At 73.6% G+C, this 16,906-nt stretch carries 15 protein-coding genes; 6 read left to right on the top strand and 9 right to left on the bottom strand.

What is annotated here, in order from left to right:
- Window positions 1-23: 23 nt before the first annotated feature.
- The gene (gene miaA / locus ACFWJX_RS25120) at window positions 24-962 is read right to left on the bottom strand and encodes a tRNA (adenosine(37)-N6)-dimethylallyltransferase MiaA (RefSeq protein WP_383247239.1); all 939 of its coding nucleotides are present in this window, start codon (window positions 960-962) and stop codon (window positions 24-26) included.
- Window positions 963-1,144: 182 nt separating this feature from the next.
- Here miaA and ACFWJX_RS25115 point away from each other — a divergent pair, with 182 nt between their 5' ends.
- Both ACFWJX_RS25115 and ACFWJX_RS25110 read left to right on the top strand, forming a co-directional pair.
- Window positions 1,145-1,399 (top strand): hypothetical protein, encoded by a 255-nt coding sequence (locus ACFWJX_RS25115; protein WP_383247237.1) that lies wholly within the window; start codon window positions 1,145-1,147, stop codon window positions 1,397-1,399.
- A 24-nt stretch (window positions 1,400-1,423) separates the two neighbouring features.
- Window positions 1,424-1,693 (top strand): antitoxin, encoded by a 270-nt coding sequence (locus tag ACFWJX_RS25110; protein ID WP_383247234.1) that lies wholly within the window; start codon window positions 1,424-1,426, stop codon window positions 1,691-1,693.
- Window positions 1,694-1,790: 97 nt separating this feature from the next.
- Here the strand turns inward: ACFWJX_RS25110 and ACFWJX_RS25105 are convergent, their stop codons facing one another.
- The 4 genes from ACFWJX_RS25105 to ACFWJX_RS25090 form a co-directional block, all read right to left on the bottom strand.
- Window positions 1,791-2,507, bottom strand: coding sequence for a class III extradiol dioxygenase subunit B-like domain-containing protein (locus ACFWJX_RS25105; RefSeq protein ID WP_383247232.1), 717 nt, complete (start codon window positions 2,505-2,507; stop codon window positions 1,791-1,793).
- Window positions 2,508-2,582: 75 nt separating this feature from the next.
- Window positions 2,583-4,112, bottom strand: a complete 1,530-nt coding sequence (gene miaB, locus ACFWJX_RS25100) for a tRNA (N6-isopentenyl adenosine(37)-C2)-methylthiotransferase MiaB (RefSeq protein WP_383247229.1) — start codon at window positions 4,110-4,112, stop codon at window positions 2,583-2,585.
- 90 nt (window positions 4,113-4,202) lie between these two features.
- A complete protein-coding gene (locus tag ACFWJX_RS25095; protein WP_383247227.1) occupies window positions 4,203-5,015 on the bottom strand; it encodes a hypothetical protein in 813 nt (270 codons plus the stop codon).
- 97 nt (window positions 5,016-5,112) lie between these two features.
- Window positions 5,113-5,445 carry a hypothetical protein gene (locus ACFWJX_RS25090; protein WP_383247224.1) on the bottom strand — a complete coding sequence of 111 codons (333 nt, stop codon included), beginning with the start codon at window positions 5,443-5,445 and terminating at the stop codon, window positions 5,113-5,115.
- Window positions 5,446-5,559: 114 nt separating this feature from the next.
- Between ACFWJX_RS25090 and ACFWJX_RS25085 the strand changes: the two genes are divergently transcribed.
- The gene (locus tag ACFWJX_RS25085; protein WP_383247221.1) at window positions 5,560-10,068 is read left to right on the top strand and encodes a CHAT domain-containing protein; all 4,509 of its coding nucleotides are present in this window, start codon (window positions 5,560-5,562) and stop codon (window positions 10,066-10,068) included.
- A 38-nt stretch (window positions 10,069-10,106) separates the two neighbouring features.
- On the opposite strand, the gene ACFWJX_RS25080 is transcribed toward ACFWJX_RS25085, so the two are convergent.
- Together ACFWJX_RS25080 and ACFWJX_RS25075 are read right to left on the bottom strand one after the other, a co-directional pair.
- On the bottom strand, window positions 10,107-10,775 hold the full coding sequence (locus ACFWJX_RS25080; RefSeq protein ID WP_383247218.1) for a response regulator: 669 nt from the start codon (window positions 10,773-10,775) through the stop codon (window positions 10,107-10,109).
- Window positions 10,776-10,851: 76 nt separating this feature from the next.
- Window positions 10,852-11,823, bottom strand: coding sequence for a histidine kinase (locus tag ACFWJX_RS25075; RefSeq protein ID WP_383247215.1), 972 nt, complete (start codon window positions 11,821-11,823; stop codon window positions 10,852-10,854).
- A gap of 324 nt (window positions 11,824-12,147) precedes the next feature.
- Here ACFWJX_RS25075 and ACFWJX_RS25070 point away from each other — a divergent pair, with 324 nt between their 5' ends.
- Window positions 12,148-12,633 (top strand): cation:proton antiporter regulatory subunit, encoded by a 486-nt coding sequence (locus ACFWJX_RS25070; protein WP_383247213.1) that lies wholly within the window; start codon window positions 12,148-12,150, stop codon window positions 12,631-12,633.
- 4 nt (window positions 12,634-12,637) lie between these two features.
- Window positions 12,638-13,864, top strand: coding sequence for a cation:proton antiporter (locus tag ACFWJX_RS25065; protein WP_383247210.1), 1,227 nt, complete (start codon window positions 12,638-12,640; stop codon window positions 13,862-13,864).
- Window positions 13,865-13,937: 73 nt separating this feature from the next.
- Here the strand turns inward: ACFWJX_RS25065 and ACFWJX_RS25060 are convergent, their stop codons facing one another.
- Window positions 13,938-14,345 (bottom strand): MazG nucleotide pyrophosphohydrolase domain-containing protein, encoded by a 408-nt coding sequence (locus ACFWJX_RS25060; RefSeq protein WP_383247207.1) that lies wholly within the window; start codon window positions 14,343-14,345, stop codon window positions 13,938-13,940.
- A gap of 99 nt (window positions 14,346-14,444) precedes the next feature.
- On the opposite strand from ACFWJX_RS25060, the gene ACFWJX_RS25055 reads away from it, so the two are divergent.
- Complete coding sequence (locus ACFWJX_RS25055; protein ID WP_383247204.1) at window positions 14,445-15,443, top strand: TAXI family TRAP transporter solute-binding subunit; 999 nt, start codon at window positions 14,445-14,447, stop codon at window positions 15,441-15,443.
- Between the two features lie 48 nt (window positions 15,444-15,491).
- Here ACFWJX_RS25055 and ACFWJX_RS25050 read toward each other — a convergent pair whose 3' ends face one another.
- Complete coding sequence (locus ACFWJX_RS25050) at window positions 15,492-16,904, bottom strand: ATP-binding protein (RefSeq protein WP_383247201.1); 1,413 nt, start codon at window positions 16,902-16,904, stop codon at window positions 15,492-15,494.
- Between the last annotated feature and the right edge of the window lie 2 nt (window positions 16,905-16,906).

The raw sequence follows: 16,906 nt of genomic DNA, 5'->3' as shown, positions 1-16,906 counted from the left end.
AGCGTCCCGATGCCATGACGTGATCAGGCTGTGACCGGTCGTTCGACCAACGCCAGCGCGAGCTGCGGAAGTTCCGTGAGGTCCGCCGCGGCCCCACTCAGCCAGTGCACCCGCGGATCGCGCCTGAACCATGAATCCTGACGGCGCGCGAAGCGCTTGGTGGCACGGACGGTCTCCGCGCGCGCCTCTTCGTCGGTGCATTCACCGGCCAGCGCCGCGAGGACCTGCTGGTAGCCGAGCGCACGGGAGGCCGTACGCCCCTCGCGCAGGCCTTGCGCCTCCAGCGCGCGCACCTCGTCCACGAGCCCCGCGTCCCACATCCGGTCGACGCGGCGGGCGATGCGCTCGTCGAGTTCGGGGCGGGTCACGTCGACGCCGATCTGGACCGTGTCGTAGACCGAGTCGTGCCCCGGCAGGTTGGCCGTGAAGGGCTTCCCGGTGATCTCGATCACTTCCAGGGCGCGGACGATGCGGCGGCCGTTGCTCGGCAGGATCGCGTGCGCCGCCTCGGGGTCGGCGGCGGCCAGGCGGGCGTGCAGCGCGCCCGAGCCGCGCAGCGTCAGCTCCTCCTCCAGCCGGGCCCGGACCTCGGGGTCGGTGCCGGGGAACTCCAGGTTGTCGACGGCGCCGCGGACGTACAGGCCGGAGCCGCCGACGAGGACCGGCCAGCGGCCCTCGGCGAGCAGGGCGTCGATGCGGGCGCGGGCCAGCCGCTGGTACTCGGCGACCGAGGCGGTGACGGTCACGTCCCAGATGTCGAGGAGGTGGTGCGGGACTCCCCCGCGTTCCTCGGGCGTCAGCTTGGCGGTGCCGATGTCCATCCCTCGGTAGAGCTGCATGGAGTCGGCGTTGACGACCTCGCCGCCGAGCCGTTGGGCCAGGAAAACGCCCAGATCGGACTTTCCGGCCGCGGTCGGTCCGACGACGGCGATGACGCGGGGGGCGGGGGGTGCGCTGCTCACCGGACCAGTCTCCCAAACGTCACACCGTGCCCTCGAACGAGTTAGGTGACAGGACTCGCGCCAGGTCGTTGCCCGTTGCGAGATTTCCGTCGCCGGTTCACGGGGCGGCTGCTCCCGGTGACGCAAACGGACGCACCGGGCTACGCGGGATTTCGCCCGCACGAGTACCGTATGGAGTGAATATGGGCGTTATGGCACGGCTTTTCCGCAGGTCGAAGGTCGCAGAGGAAGCGGCCACGGACGAGACGGTCACGGAGGAGACGGTCACGGAGGACGCGGCCGCACAGGAGACGACGACCGCCACCGGGACATCGACCGGTTCGCCCGAGGGCGGCACCGGGGCGGAGGAATCCGCCGAGGACGGTGTCGGTATCCCGCGGCAGCAGTCGTCCGGGAAGGCCGTCGAGAGTGAGACCGGCGAGAGCGCCCGCACCTGACGGACCCGCTAGGGAAGGTGACCCATGGGTCTTTTGAACAACCTGAAGGCCAAGCTCAACCCTGCCAAGGACAAGGTCTCCGGCCTGGCGCAACAGCACGGGGACAAGATCCAGCACGGGATCGACAAGGCCGCCCACGTCGTCGACGAGAGGACGAAGGGCAAGTACTCGGACAAGATCGAGTCGGGCACCGGCAAGGCCAAGGGCGCGGTGGACCGACTCGCGCACAAGGACGAGCCGGGGGCGGCCGGTGACACGTTCACGCCCCCGAGCACGCCCCCGCCGACGTCCTGAGCGACGGAAGGCACCGGCGAGATCGGCGGACGGCCGCGGGGCGCGAAACGCCCGCGGCCGTCCGCCGTTCCGTTCCGGACGCCCTTGCGGACGGGGGTCACGACCAGGCCGCGACCACGTATCCGACGCCGTACGGCGCGTCCTCGTACAGCAGGGTGCCGGACAGGCCGGCGCTCTCGGCGGCGCCCGCGAGCACCTGCCAGGGGGCCCGGCCGGACGCCATCAGCTCGCGGGCCAGTTCGGCGTCGAGCGCCTCGAGGGCCGCGATGTCGGCGGTGCCGAGCGCCCGCGCGGCCGCCGCGTCGAAGGGCACCGCGCGTTCGTCGAGGTAGCCCGGCGCCTTCAGCGTGCGGCACGCGCTCGCGTCGCCCATCACCAGCAGCGCCACCCGACCGGGCTGGGCGCCGATCTCCCGTCCGGCCTCGGCACACCGCCCCGGCGCCAGGGGCTCCCCCACGCCGAGTCCCTCGACCGGCGCGCCCGACCAGTCGGCCCGCCCCAGCAGCCAGGCGCCGACGGCGAGGGAGGGCGGCAGCTCTCGCTCGGACACCGCTTCCCTGCCCGGCCGGCCGAGCCGTACGGCGAGGTCCACGCCGAAGCCGCGGAACGAACCCGGCGTGCCCTCGGGGTGCGTGCCCCGCCCGGCCTCCTCGGCGGGGCCGATCACCACGAGCCGGTCCGGCCGGGAGGCGGCGAGCACCGCCAGCGCGTCCGAACAGGCGGTACGCGCGGCGTCCAGCTCGGGCGCGGCGCCCGCGGCCACCTCGGGCACGAGCAGGGGCGGACAGGGGCAGACTGCGGCGGCGACAAGCATGATCGGCAGGGTAACCCCGAGGTGCCGCACGCGCGCGCGGGGGCACCGGCGTGCGCCCCGGGCGGGGCACCTCGGTCAGTCGGAGCCGCAGCCGCTGCCGGCCGCCACCGGCAACGGGGCCGGGACGCCGATCTTGGGCAGGCCCAGCATGACGCCGGCCGGCTTGGCCGCCTTCTCCGCGGTGCGCTTCTCCCAGGCGTCACCCGCGCGCGTGCGGCGCACGTCGAGAACCTGGCCCTCTGCGAGGAGGTGGTGCGGGGCGGCGTAGGTGATCTCGACCGTGACGACGTCGCCGGGGCGCACTTCCTGGTCCGGCTTGGTGAAGTGGACCAGGCGGTTGTCCGCGGCGCGGCCGGAGAGGCGGTGCGTGGCGCCGTCCTTGCGGCCCTCGCCCTCGGCGACCATCAGCTCCAGGGTGCGGCCGACCTGCTTCTTGTTCTCCTCCCAGGAGATCTCCTCCTGGAGGGCGACGAGACGCTCGTAGCGCGCCTGGACGACCGCCTTCGGGATCTGGTTCTCCATGGTGGCGGCCGGGGTGCCGGGCCGCTTGGAGTACTGGAAGGTGAACGCCTGGGCGAACCGGGCCTCGCGCACCACGTGCAGGGTCTGCTCGAAGTCCTCCTCGGTCTCGCCGGGGAAGCCCACGATGATGTCGGTGGTGATCGCGGCGTGCGGGATGGCCGCGCGGACGTTCTCGATGATCCCCAGGTAGCGCTCCTGGCGGTACGAACGGCGCATCGCCTTGAGGACGGTGTCCGAGCCGGACTGGAGCGGCATGTGCAGCTGCGGCATCACGTTCGGCGTCTCGGCCATGGCGGCGATGACGTCGTCGGTGAAGTCGCGCGGGTGCGGCGAGGTGAACCGCACGCGCTCGAGGCCCTCGATCGTCCCGCACGCGCGCAGGAGCTTGCTGAACGCCTCACGGTCGCCGATGTCGGAGCCGTACGCGTTGACGTTCTGGCCGAGCAGCGTGATCTCGCTGACGCCCTCGCCCACCAGGGCCTCGATCTCGGCGAGGATGTCGCCGGTGCGGCGGTCCTTCTCCTTGCCGCGCAGGGCCGGGACGATGCAGAAGGTGCAGGTGTTGTTGCAGCCGACGGAGATCGACACCCAGGCGGCGTACGCGCTCTCGCGGCGCGTGGGCAGCGTCGAGGGGAAAGCCTCCAGGGACTCGGCGATCTCGACCTGCGCCTCTTCCTGCACGCGCGCGCGTTCCAGCAGGATCGGGAGCTTGCCGATGTTGTGCGTGCCGAAGACGACGTCGACCCAGGGGGCCTTCTTCACGATGGTGTCGCGGTCCTTCTGCGCCAGGCAGCCGCCGACCGCGATCTGCATGCCGGGCCGCGAGGCCTTCTTCGGCGCCAGGCGGCCGAGGTTGCCGTACAGCCGGTTGTCGGCGTTCTCCCGCACCGCGCACGTGTTGAAGACGACGACGTCCGCGTCGCCGTCCGACCCCTCGGGGGCGCGCACGTACCCGGCGTCTTCGAGCAGACCGGACAATCGCTCGGAGTCGTGGACGTTCATCTGGCACCCGTAGGTGCGAATCTCGTAGCTCTTGGGTGCGGGAACGTCCACTGCGAGGCTCCGGTCGCTGCTGCTGGTCATGCCTCAAGGGTAGGCGGTCCCCGGGAGACCCCTGCCCTGTGCTTCCGGGCCTCCCATGTGCTTCCGGACCTCCGGCCGTGAGGACGGCGTTCACACGGGTGGCGGCGGAGCCGTCCGTTGCAGCGCGACGACCGCCTCGGCCGTGTGGCACAGGCCGTCCGCCGCCCGGCGCAGGGACCGCCAGGAGACCAGCCAGAGGACGATCCCGCCGACGCCCGCGGGCCACCACCAGATGCCGACGGCGGTGAACGCGAGGCTCCAGACGAGGGCCTCGCAGGCCGCCTGGTAGGCGTCGCGGGCCTCGCCCAGCGCGGCGCGGGAGGCGTCCGGCACTTCGAGGAGCAGCCTGGTCCACTCGCCGGGGAGGTCGGTTCCCGTCTCCGCCCTGGCGCTCCGCTCGGCGGCGCGGAGCCGGTCTCCCGACCAGGTCGGGGAGGTGGGCCTGACCGGTGCGGCGCGGGCCCGGCGCGCGTCGAGCCGGGCGGCGCGCAGTTCGTGGCCGGTCGCGCGGGCCCGTACGGCCTCCCTGCCGATCTCCTGGGGCGAGGTCCAGCGGCGGGCCCGCCACCGGGTGAGCCGCCGGGCCAGGGACGCCAGCCACCAGGGCCAGGCGCCCGCGGCCAGCGTGCCGACCCCGTCCGCGGCGAAGGGCACCACCAGGGCGACGGCCACCGCCGCCAGCACGACGAGCACCAGCGTGGCGGCGCCGTCGGCGGTGAGCCCGCGGCTCAGCGGCAGGGCTCCGGCGATGCGGTCGCGGGCGAGCCCCACGTCGTTCCAGTCGCGGTGACCCAGCTGCCCGCCGCCCACGACGGCCACCACGACGAACAGCAGGGCGGGCAGCAGCCGCCGCAGGAACCATCCGTCGGGGATGCGCCTCTGGAGTTCGAGAAGCAGTGCCACCGTCTCAGCCCGTCCCCAGTGTCTTGGCGTGCATCAGTGTCTTGAGTGTCCTGCCGTGCATCAACGGTGCCGTGCCGCGCGCCCTCTGTCCCCGCCGTCAGACCACGCGTCGCATCGGGCCGTCCACCAGGGTGCAGAGACCCGTGTCGGGGCCGCTCTCCTCGTGCAGGTCGACGCGGGCGCAGCGGCCCGTGGGGCAGACCCAGCCGGTCGACCGCGGCGCGGGGGCGGACGGCCAGTCGCCCACGCCCATCGTGGCGCGCAGGCCGAGTCCGCCGGGGATCCCGGCCGACTCGGCCGCGTCGTGCAGCGCGCGTACGGCGTCCCGCCAGGACTGCGCGGACGGGTCGCCGTCGCGGACGACGGCGAACGGGGCGTCCCAGTGGGCGGGGCCGATCAGCTCGCGCAGTGTGCCGGCATTGCGGCACATGTACGCGACGGCATCCTCGTACAGCCTCTGTGCCTTCGCCCCGTGCCCCACTGCGCCCCCTCAATGACCCGGAAACTCTCTCTTCTGACGTGGAATCAAAGCACCATAGGGGGAATGACGGAACTTCATGAGCACGTCGTGGCCCGTCTGCTGGCGGCCCAGAACAGCCGTGACCCCGCGCCCCTGCGCGCGCCGGAGGCGGTCGCCGACGCCCTCTCGCTGCTGCGGGCGGCCGCGCCCTCACCGGAGGGGGCCGTCGACCTCGACGCGGTCGCCGCGGTCTTCTGGACGTTCTGGTTCCGGCACCTGGGACCCGACGATCCGGACATCCAGCAGAACATGACGATCGCCGTCAGTTCCTTCGGATTCCTCCGGCCGCGCGCCCCGGAAGGCGTGCAGTTCCCGCCGGTCCTGGAGGAGGCGTACGACGCGGCCGATCCGGCCCTGGACGCGCGGTTCGCCTATCTCGTCAGCTCGGCCCACGGCGAGCTGCTCCAGAACCCCGACGTGTCCGACTCCGACCGGCGGGCCGCCCTGGAGCGCGCGTTGGCCTGGTCGGAGACGGCCCGGAGCCTGTTGCCCGAGGAGCACGAGGGCTTCGTGGAGCTGACGCTGCACGCACTCGACGTCGAGCTGTTCCGGTTCCGGACGGACGCGGAGCCGGACGCGCTCGCCGCCGCGGCCCGGCACGGGCGGACGGTGTGCGAGCGGCTGCCCGGCCTCGGCCCCGACGTCCTCGGCCCGGCCACGGCCGACGCGGCCGCCCTCGCCCTGAGGACGGTCGTGGACGCGTCCCGGCTGCTCGGTGAGCCCTCGCTCGCCGAGGTCGAACGTCTGGTGGCGGCGGTCCCCGACGACACGCTCGACCCGGAGGGCGCGGAGGGCCTGCGCTTCCTGCGCGCGCTGCACGCCCAGCCCCCCGCCTGGCCGGGCCAGCTGGACCTCCAGATCGGGGCGGCGGTCGCCGAGGCCGGGGCGCAGGAGCACGACGCGGGCCGCATCGCCTGCGCAGTACGACGGCTGCGCGCGGCCCTCGGCCACACCCCGGCCGGTCATCCGGCCCACCTGGCCGCCACGGTGGCCCTGAGCGAGGCGCTCGCCTCCTTCGCCGAGGAGCGGGACGACGACGCGGCCGCGCGCGAGGCGGTGGACGTTCTCGACGCCGTCGACGCGGCCACCCTGAGCGACGCCGACCAGGAGCGCCTCGAACTGCTCCGGGCCCTGCGACGGCTGACGGCCGATCAAGACGGCTCGCGGGCGGGTGGCGAGGACGACATCGGGGCGTCACTGGGTCCGCTGCTCGACCGGCTCAGGGACGGTTCCGCGCGGCGGGGCGAGGCCCCGGACATCACCCTGGAGACCCTCGGCATCATGTCGTCGCTCGCCGACGGCAACTCGAACGGCACCTCGGCAGGCCTCTCGGACGGCATCTCCGACGGCGTCTCGGACGAGCAGATCGCCCGGTACCGAGCCGCGCTGGCCGGAGTTCCCGCCGACACGCCGCAGCGGTACGCGTGCGTGGCCGTACTGGCCGCCCTCACCGCGCTGCGGGCCGAGGAGCTGCGGAGGTCCGGCTCCGCCCAGGCGGCCGACCGGCTCGACGCGGACGCCCGCGCGCTGGCCGAGGAGGTGACGGCCACCGCTCCCCCGGACGGGCAGGTGCTGCCCGTCCTGCTCCGCAAGGGCGCCCACGAGGCCGCGCTCGCCGTCGCCGCGTCGACCGTCCTCACCGGCGAACCCGACGACCGGGCCGACCCCGAGCTGGCCCGCATGGTGTCCCAGCTGGCCCGCATGGCCGACGTCAGCCTCGACGACCCCGAGAACCTGGACTCCGACATCGCCGTCATTCGGGAACTCCTCGACGGGCTCGACGAGGACGACATCGAGCAGCGGGCCAACCTGTCCGCGGCGCTCGGCAGCGCGCTGTCCTCACAGGCCGCCCACCTGGGCGATCCCGTCCCTCTGGAAGAGGCCGTGCCGCTTCTGCGGTACGCCCGCGAGCACGCCTCGGACCTGCCCCCGAGCATCGACGCGGTGCTCGCCCAGGCGCTCACGGCCGTGTCGGCCACCCGGATGGACACGGAGGCCGCGCGCGAGGCGGCCGTGCTCCTCGCGACGATGCCGGGGTCGGCGACGGCGGCGACGGCGGGCGCATCGGGAGCGACGGGGGCGCACGCCACCTCCCCGGACGCAGTACCGCACGTGCCCGCGACCGACCCGACCCAGGCCCTAACGGCGGCCCACACCGAACTCCACAACGCCCTCCAGCTCTACCTCTTCGGTCAGGATCCGGGCCAGCTCGACCGGGCCCGCGAGATCGCCCGGCGAATGCGGACCCTCGACGGCGGCAAGGGCCGGACCGGGACGCCGGGGAACGGCACGCCGCAGACCGGCATCCCGGGGCTCGACATGATGAGCGACGTCTATCTCGACCTGCTGGAGACGGTCGGGCCGGGCGGCGGCCCGAAGAAGGACATCACCGACGACCTGGTCGACCAGTGCCGCCGGAGGCACGAAGCGGCCGCCGACCCCCGGACCCGGGTCTTCACCGCGATGACGCTGATGCGCGTGCTGAGCATGCGCGCCCTCGCCCTGCGGGACACGGAACCGGAGCGCGCGCGGAGCCTCCTCGCCGAGGCGGCCCATCTGGTGGACGCCGTCGAGCCGGAGGCGCCCGCGGGCTGGGCCGACTCGATGCGCCCCTTCGTCGCCATGACGGCCATCGGCGTCACCGGCGGCGGCCGGCTGCCCCCGGTCACCTCCGAACAGACGCCCACCGAGACGCCGGCCGCGACACCCCTGTCGGGCGCCTTCGAGGCGCTGATGGCGCCGCTGCGCAACCGCCTCGCCGGTGTCGACGACCCCGCCTCGATACGTGACCCGAGGATTCCGGTCCTGTTCCGGGCGCACGGCGAGATCGGGGCCGCGGCGGGCGCGCTGGGCAGGCCCGAGCCCCGGATCGACCTTGCCCTCTCCCATCTCGAAGCGGCCGTGGGAGTGCTGCCCGGCATCACCGACCGGGGCAGCGACCAGGAGTCCGCCGAGCACGGTCTGACCCAGTTCGAGGGGGACATCCGGAGCATCGTCGAGCTGATCCTGGCGGCGGTCCTGGTCCGTGACGGCTCCGCCCGGCTCCGGGAGCACATGGAGAGGCTGAAGGAGATCGTCGCCGCGGTGGAACGCGACGGCCGCCTGCCGGAGGCGCTGCCGGAGCCCTCCGCGGAACGGCGCGCCGTGGCCGGCCCCGACGTCGACCGTGCCACCGAGCTGCTGGAGCGCGGCAGGGGCCTGCTGCTGTCCCGGCGGATGGAGGCGCGGGCCGACCTCGGCGAACTGCGGGCGGCCCATCCGGAGCTGGCGGACGAGTTCGAGCGGCTGACCGATCTGCTCGCCGCCGAGCACGAGCCGGTGGCCCCCGGGGACGCCGAGCGGGACCGCCTCGACAAGCTGCGTACCTCACGGGCCCTCGACGAGCTGGTCGACCGCGTCCGCGACCGGCCCGGCTTCGACGACTTCCTGCGCCCGCTGGCCGCGGAGCAGTTGCGCGCCCTCGCGGCGGACGGCCCGGTGGTGGTGCTCAACCACGCGCGGCAGCTGTGCCACGCCGTGGTGGTGACGGAACGGTCGATCACCGCCCTGACCCTGGAACCGGAGGCGGAGGAGGTGGCCGGGGCGGCCCGGCGGCTGCGGGAGGCCGTCGATGTCATCAACGCGCGGGGCGCGTCGAGGAGTTCCCCGGCCGAGCTGGTCGGCGCCGGGGCGGAGGTCCGCCGGACGCTGTCCTGGGCCTGGCACCGGATCGTGCGGCCCGTCCTGGAGCATGTCGGTGCCGCCGAGCCCGTGCCCGAGGGCGGGCCGTGGCCGCGGATCTGGTGGGTCCCCACGGGCGCCTTCCACGCCCTGCCGCTGCACGCGGCCCAGTGCACCCGGCCCGACTGCGACCTGGAAGGCTGCGGCGCCGCCCTCGACGCCGTGGTGTCGTCGTACGTGCCCGGTTTCGAGACGCTCGCCTACGCGCGTGCCCGGGGGGAACGGCGCAACCTGGCCGGCGACGGCGGTGCGCTGCTGGTCGCCGCACCCGAGGAGGAACTGCCCGGTGTCGCGGCGGCGACCCGCTACGCGGCCGGGCTGCTGGGGGCGGGTGAGCCGCTGATCGGTGCCGCCGCGACCCGGGAGGCCGTCCTGGCGGGCCTGGGCGGCGCGGCCTGGGCGCACTTCGGCTGCCACGCGGCGACCGACCCCGCGGCGCCGTCCGGTGCCCTGCTGCACCTGCCGAGCGGCGAGTCGCTGCCGGTGCTGGACATCTGCCGCGCGCGGCCGGGTACGGCGCGCCTCGCCTTCCTCGCGGCGTGCGGTACGGCCCGTACCTCCGAGCGGCTGAGCGACGAGGCGATCCACATCACCAGTGCCTTCCTGCTCGCCGGTTTCCCGACCGCCGTCGGCACGCTGTGGGAGATCGACAGCACGCACGCGGACCACGTCACCCGCGACTTCTACCGCCGTGCCGCGGGCGGGTCGGGGCACGGCCCCGCCCTCGCCCTGCACCACAGCGTCCGGGCCCTGCGCGAGCGGATCCCGGAACGCCCGCACGTCTGGGCGGCGTACGTCCACGCGGGCGCGTGAGCGCGCGTGGACGCACCGGACGGGACCGGGAGGCGGGGTCAGGGGTCGATCAGGCCGGCCCGGATGGCGTAGCGCGTGAGTTCGAGGCGGTCGCGCATGCCGAGCTTCTGGAGCAGGTTGGCGCGGTGCCGTTCGACGGTCTTGGCGCTGATGAAGAGGAGCGTGCCGATCTCCTTGGAGGTGTGTCCCTCGGCGACGAGCTTGAGGATCTCCTCCTCGCGCTCGGTGATGGGCCGGTCGGGCAGCCCGTCCACGTCGGCACCGCGGTGCAGCCGTTCGAGGTAAGACCGCACGAGCGCCCGCTCCGCTCCCGGATAGATGAACGGCTCGTCGCGCACGGCCGCCCGGCACGCCTCGACGAGGTCGCGGTCGGCGACGGACTTCAGGACGTACCCGCCCGCACCGGCCTTGAGGGCCTCGAAGAAGTACTGCTCGTTGTCGTACATGGTGAGGATGAGGATCCGCAGGGCGGGCAGTCGGCGGGAGAGTTCGCGGGCCGCCTGGAGGCCGGTCATCCGGGGCATGGCCACGTCGAGGACCGCCAGGTCGATGTCCCCCGCGCGGGCCCGCTCGACCGCCTCGGCCCCGTCGCCCGCCTCCGCCACGACCGTCAGGTCGGGTTCACCGTCCAGGATGAGCCGTACTCCGCGGCGCACGAGGGTGTGGTCGTCGGCGAGGAGCACACGGGTCGGTGCGGACTCGGTCATCGGCGGCCTCCGGGGACGCTGGGGCGGGCGTGGTGCGTGATCGGCGGAGCCCCGCGCCGAGACGGGCGTACGACCGTCACCGCAGGTCGCCGCCGGGAGGCGGAAGGGCGGCGGGCGCCGCGGTCCGCAGGCGGACGGCCGTCCCGCCGCCGAGGCCGGGGCCGAACGTGAACGTCGCGCCGATCAGCAGGGCTCGTTCCCGCATGCCCAGGACGCCGGCGCCCTCCCCCGCCGTCGGGCCGGGGCCCCGGCCGTTGTCGCGTACGAGGAGTTCGACGCCGTCGGCGACCGGGCGGAGGCGGAGTTCGGCGCGGTCGGCGCCGGAGTGCCGGGCGGTGTTGGTGAGGGCTTCCTGAGCCACCCGGTAGAGCACCAGTTCGGTCTCCTCGGTCAGTGCGGGCAGCCCGGGTCGTACGTCGGGGCGGACCGTCAGCCCGTGGGTGGTGAACTCGGCGGCGAGCGAACGCAGCGCGCTGACCAGGCCGAGTTCGTCCAGGACGCCGGGGCGCAGACGGCGCGCGATACGGCGGATCTCGTCCAGGCCGGCGCGGGTGGCCTCCTGCGCCTGGCCCACCTCGCCGCGGAGGCCGTCGGGGGCCCGGTCGGCGACGCGCTTGAGCTGGAGGAGTACGGCGGTGAGGGTCTGGCCGACCTCGTCGTGCAGTTCGCGGGCGATGCGGTGGCGTTCGCGTTCCTGGGCGGACAGGGCGCGGGCGGCGCTGGTCGCACGCTCGGCCTCCAGCCGGTCGAGCATGGAGTTGTACGTCCGGATCAGCTCGGCCGTCTCCACCGGACCGGAGACGACGGCACGGGCTCCGGGGTGCAGCAGGTCGGCGTCGGTCATGGCTCGGGCGAGCCGCCCGAGCGGGGCCAGGCCGACGCGCAGCACGACGGCGTTGACACTCAGCAGCGACACCAGCCCCACCACGATGACGAACGCCTCGGCCGGCCGAACGGGGGTGGAGACGGTGACCGGACCCAGGAGCAGCGCGGCGGCCACGACCAGGCCGACGGCGTTGAGGGCGAAGATCCGCCAGAACAACGACACGCGCGCGACTCCTCCTCCCTCGCTTCCCACCGACCGGTTGCCTTGCGACGGCGAGGCCGTACCCGCCCCGTCCGTCCCGGACCACGGCACCGCCCGGACCAGCTTCTCCGCCCCGCGCGGGCCCTGTCCATCCGTGACGACACCCATGTCGCCACCGTACGGGGGGATGGCAGCATGGCGGGTCGGCACACTGGTGATCGACGGTCCCGAGGACCGGTTCGGCACCGAGGACCGCCGCCCGCATCCGGCACCGACGCCGGCCCAGGGGCCCGTACCGGTACCGGTACCGATGATCAACGCCCACGACCGCAAGGGGAAGAAACCGTGTCCGCTCCACGCCTTCGGACGACACCGCTGCCAGGCATCGGCGTCCAGTACGACCTCGTGACACGGGAGCAGCGCCACCTGTCCGTGGTGGCCCACCGCGACGGAACCCGGACGGTGAGCGTGTACCGGGCCGACGACCCGGACTCCTGCGCCCAGTCGCTGCGGCTGTCGGGCGCCGAGGCGGGCTCGCTGATCGACGCCCTGAAGCCGTCACACCACAGCGCGAGCCTGCTGTACACGACCGACCTCGGGCTGGTCGCCGAGCGCATCGAGGTGGCCGCGACCTCCCACTGGAACGGGCGGCTGCTGGGCGAGACCCGGATGCGCACGGAGACCGGCGCGTCGATCGTGGCGGTGCTGCGGCGGGCCGAGGCGATCCCCTCGCCGGCGCCGGACTTCCGGCTGGCGGGCGGGGACACCCTCATCGTGATCGGCACCCGCGAGGGCGTGGACGCGGCCGCGGCGATACTCGGTCGGGAGTGAGCCGGTGCACTCCTCCGCGGTCCTGCTGATCGAGTTCGGTTCCATCATCCTCGGGCTCGGCCTGCTCGGCCGGTTCGCCGCCCGCTTCCAGTTCTCGCCGATCCCCCTCTACCTGCTCGCCGGTCTGGCCTTCGGCGAGGGAGGGCTGCTCCCACTCGGCGCGAGCGAGGAGTTCGTGGCCATCGGCGCCGAGATCGGCGTCATCCTGCTGCTGCTGATGCTCGGCCTGGAGTACACGGCGAGCGATCTGGTCTCCAACCTCAAGGCCCACTATCCGTCCGGCCTCGTGGACTTCACGCTCAACGCGCTGCCGGGCGCGGCCGCCGCGCTGCTGCTGGGCTGGGGCCCGGTGGCGGCCGTGGTGCTGGCGGGCGTCACCTGGATCTCCTCGTCCGGAGTGATCGCCAAGGTGCTGGGCGACCTGGGCCGGGTCGGCAACCGGGAGACGCCGGTGATCCTGAGCGTCCTGGTGCTGGAGGACCTGGCGATGGCGGTCTACCTGCCGATCGTCACCGCCTTGGTGGCCGGCGTCGGGCTGGCGGCCGGCAGTGTGACCCTGGCGGTGGCGCTGGGCGCCGCGGGACTCGTCCTCTTCGTGGCGCTGCGCTACGGCCGGGTCCTTTCCCGGTTCGTGTCGAGCGACGACCCGGAGAAGCTGCTCCTCGTGGTCCTGGGGCTGACGATCCTGGTCGCCGGTGTGGCGCAGCAACTCCAGGTGTCGGCGGCGGTCGGCGCGTTCCTGGTCGGTATCGCGCTGTCCGGTGAGGTGGCCGAGGGCGCGCACACGCTGCTGAGTCCGCTGCGGGATCTGTTCGCGGCCGTCTTCTTCGTGTTCTTCGGGCTGCACACCGATCCGGCCAGCATTCCTCCGGTGCTGGTGCCCGCCCTCGCACTCGCCGTGGTGACCGCCGGCACCAAGATCGCGACCGGCTACTGGGCGGCGCGCCGCGCCGGGATCTCGGTCAAGGGCCGCTGGCGCGCGGGCGGTGCGCTGGTGGCCCGCGGGGAGTTCTCGATCGTCATCGCGGGGCTGGCGGTCACCGCCGGCATCGAGCCGTCCCTGGGCCCACTGGCGACGGCGTACGTCCTGATCCTGGTGGTCCTGGGACCGCTCACCGCCCGTTACACGGAACCCCTGGCCGGCCGCTGGACCCGCCTCCGCGAGGCACGCCGGCACCCGGTGGAGGAGCGGGCACCCGAGGCACGCACGGAGACGCCGGTGGGCGACTGAGGGACGGGACGCGAGTGACCGCTCGCGGGCAGCGACACCCGGTAACGCCGACTGCCACGGTCAGGCGCGACGGTCAGGCCGCGCCGCCGGGGACCCATCCCTGGCGGCGCAGCACCGCCGCCACGTCCGGTGCCTCGTAGTGCGCGCCCTTGAGGACCTTGCCGTCCGCACGGCGGGCGACCTGCCCATCGGGACCCAGCTTGGTCATGTTGGAACGGTGGATCTCGGCTATCACCGCGTCGAGGTCGATCCCGTGCACCAGAGCCGTGCCGTACGCGACATAGACCACGTCGGCCAGTTCGTGCGCGAGGCGGTCCAGGGGGCCGCTCACCGCCACCTCGGCCACTTCGGCCGCCTCCTCGGCGAGCAGTTCACCCCGGTGTGCGGCGAGTCCGGGCGACACCTCCGTCGGCGTACTGCGGGCGTCGAGACCGAAGGTGAGGTGGAACTGACGGACCAGGTCGGCGGGCGAAGAACTCATGCACCGACTGTAACGACGGCCACTGACAGCCCCGTCCGCCACCGCCCCCGTCCGGCCCGCCCTGGCCAGCTCGCCGCCCCACCTGGCAGGATCGCGCGCATGTCCAAGGTGTTCCCTCCCATCGGCAGGCGCCGGGCCCTCCAGGGCGCGGGGGCCGCTGTCGTCGTCCTCGGGCTGCTGCTGTGGTGGCTGCCGCCCCTGGGCGAGGATCCGCCGAGCGGCAGGATCACCTTCAGCACGGGCACCACGAGCGGCGTCTACTACGAGTACGGCAGCCGGCTGCGGACCGCGCTGGCGGAGGACATGCCCGACCTGGACGTGAACCTGACCGCCAGCAACGGCTCCCAGGAGAACGTCGCGCGCGTGGCGACCGGCCAGGCCGACTTCACCATCGCCGCGGCCGACGCGGTGGAGACGTACGAGAGGGAGCACCCCGGCACCGCCGCCCGGCTGCGCGGGGTCGCCCGGCTGTACGACGACTACGTGCAGCTGGTCGTGCCGCGCGACTCGGAGGTGCGCTCCGTGGCGGATCTCAAGGGGCGGACCGTCGCGACCGGGCTGCCCCGCTCGGGGGTGCGGCTGATCGCCGAGCGGGTCCTGAAGGCGGCGGGCGTGGATCCGGCGAAGGACGTCACGGCGGTCTCGGAGGGCATCGACACCGGCCCCGAGCGGCTGAAGCAAGGGAAGATCGACGCGTTCTTCTGGTCCGGCGGGGTGCCGACGGCCGGTCTGGAGAAGCTGGCCGACGGCTTCACCTTCCGGTTCGTGCCGATCGACGCCGCCCTGGTGGCCAAGATGCACCAGCAGGACGACGCCACGGGCTACTACCGGGCCACCAACATGCCCGAGTCCGCCTACCCGACCATCCAGAACGGCTCCACCGTGCCGACGATCGCGGTGTCCAACCTGCTGATGACGCGCACGGACGTGGACCCCCGGCTCACCGAGTGGCTGACCCGGACCGTGATCAAGAGCCGCGACAACATCGGGCGGCACGTCCACTCCGCCCAGCTGGTCGACCTGCGCACGGCCATCTACACCGACCCGCTCCCGCTGCACGAGGGCGCCCGGCGCTACTACCGCTCCGTCAAGCCGTAACGGGGACCGGCACCACCGCCGGTCGACCGGGCCGCGCGGGAACCGGTCTCAGGCCACGGGCCTCGACCTCGGCACGGACACCGTGACCTTCAGGCCGGTGGGCTCGTGATGGCCGTACGAGATCGCGCCGCCGCCGGCCGCGAGCAGGGCGCGGGAGATGGACAGGCCCAGGCCGGAGCCCTTGATGTTCTGGTGTCGGCCGCTGCGCCAGAAACGGTCGCCCACGCGCACGAGTTCCTCGTCGGTCAGGCCGGGGCCGTGGTCGGTGACGACGACGGTCGAGGTCTCGCCGTCGACGGCGACCGTCACCTCGACGCTCTCGCCCTCCGGCGTGAACTTGACCGCGTTGTCGATCACCGCGTCCAGGGCGCTGGAGAGCGTGACCGGGTCCGCCCAGGCCGTGGTGGGCGGGCAGTCTCCGATCAGGCGGACGCCTTTGGCCTCGGCGGTGGGCGCCCAGGCGGCGACGCGCTCCGCGGTCAGCGCACCGATGTCGGTGACCCGCAGGTCGGCCTCGGTGTGCTCGGCCAGGGCCAGGTCGAGCAGGTCGTCCAGGACCTGGGCGAGGCGCTTGCCCTCGTTCTGCACGGACGCGATCTCCTCATTGCCCTCCGGGAGTTCGTAGGCGAGCAGTTCGATGCGCAGCAGCAGCGCCGCGAGCGGGTTGCGCAGTTGGTGCGAGGCGTCGGCGACGAAGGCGCGCTGCTGTTCCAGCACGTCCTCGACGTTGTCCGCCATCTCGTTGAACGACCGGGCCAGCCGCCGGAGTTCCGGCGGACCGCTCGCGACCGCGACCCGGGACTTCAGGCGGCCGGTGGCGATGTCGTGGGTGGTCGCGTCCAGGACGCGTACGGGCCTGAGCACCCAGCCGGTCAGACGCAGGGCCGCTCCGATGGCGAGCAGCATCGCCGCGCTCTCGCCCGCGCCGATGACCAGCCAGCCGTACAGAATGCGTGAGCGCATGGCCCCGGTGGGCGAGTCGGTGACGACGACCGCGACGACGTCGCCGTCCCGGATCACCGGCGACGCCACCACGAGCCGGTTGCGCTGCCAGGGCCACACCTGCTGGGGGTCGTGGCTGCGACGGCTCAGCAGCGCCTCCTCGAATGCTTCCCGCACCTCGCCCTTTTCGGGGAGGTACCAGTCCCTCGGCGCATGAGCCATGGGGGTGTCGCTGCCGTAGAAGACACCGGCACGAATGCCGTAGACGTCGTAGTAGTTGACCAGTTCACGGATGAGTGTTTCGCGCCGCTCGTCGTTGGTCGTGGCCACCGGGCCGGAGTCGCCGGCCGGGACGGTGACGAACTGGGCGAGGGCGGCGAAGCGTGCCGTGTCGTCGATGCGGTCGACGACCACGTCCTGTTGCTCGGCGCCGGCCACGCTGACCGCCAGCGGCACACCCAGGGCCAGCAGCACGGCCGCCATCAGGACGATGAGCAGCGGCAGAAGACGTGTGCGCAACG

It is taken from the genome of Streptomyces sp. NPDC058335, from assembly GCF_042723915.1.
Lineage (GTDB): Bacteria > Actinomycetota > Actinomycetes > Streptomycetales > Streptomycetaceae > Streptomyces.
This window is presented reverse-complemented; position numbering and strand designations above follow the sequence as displayed.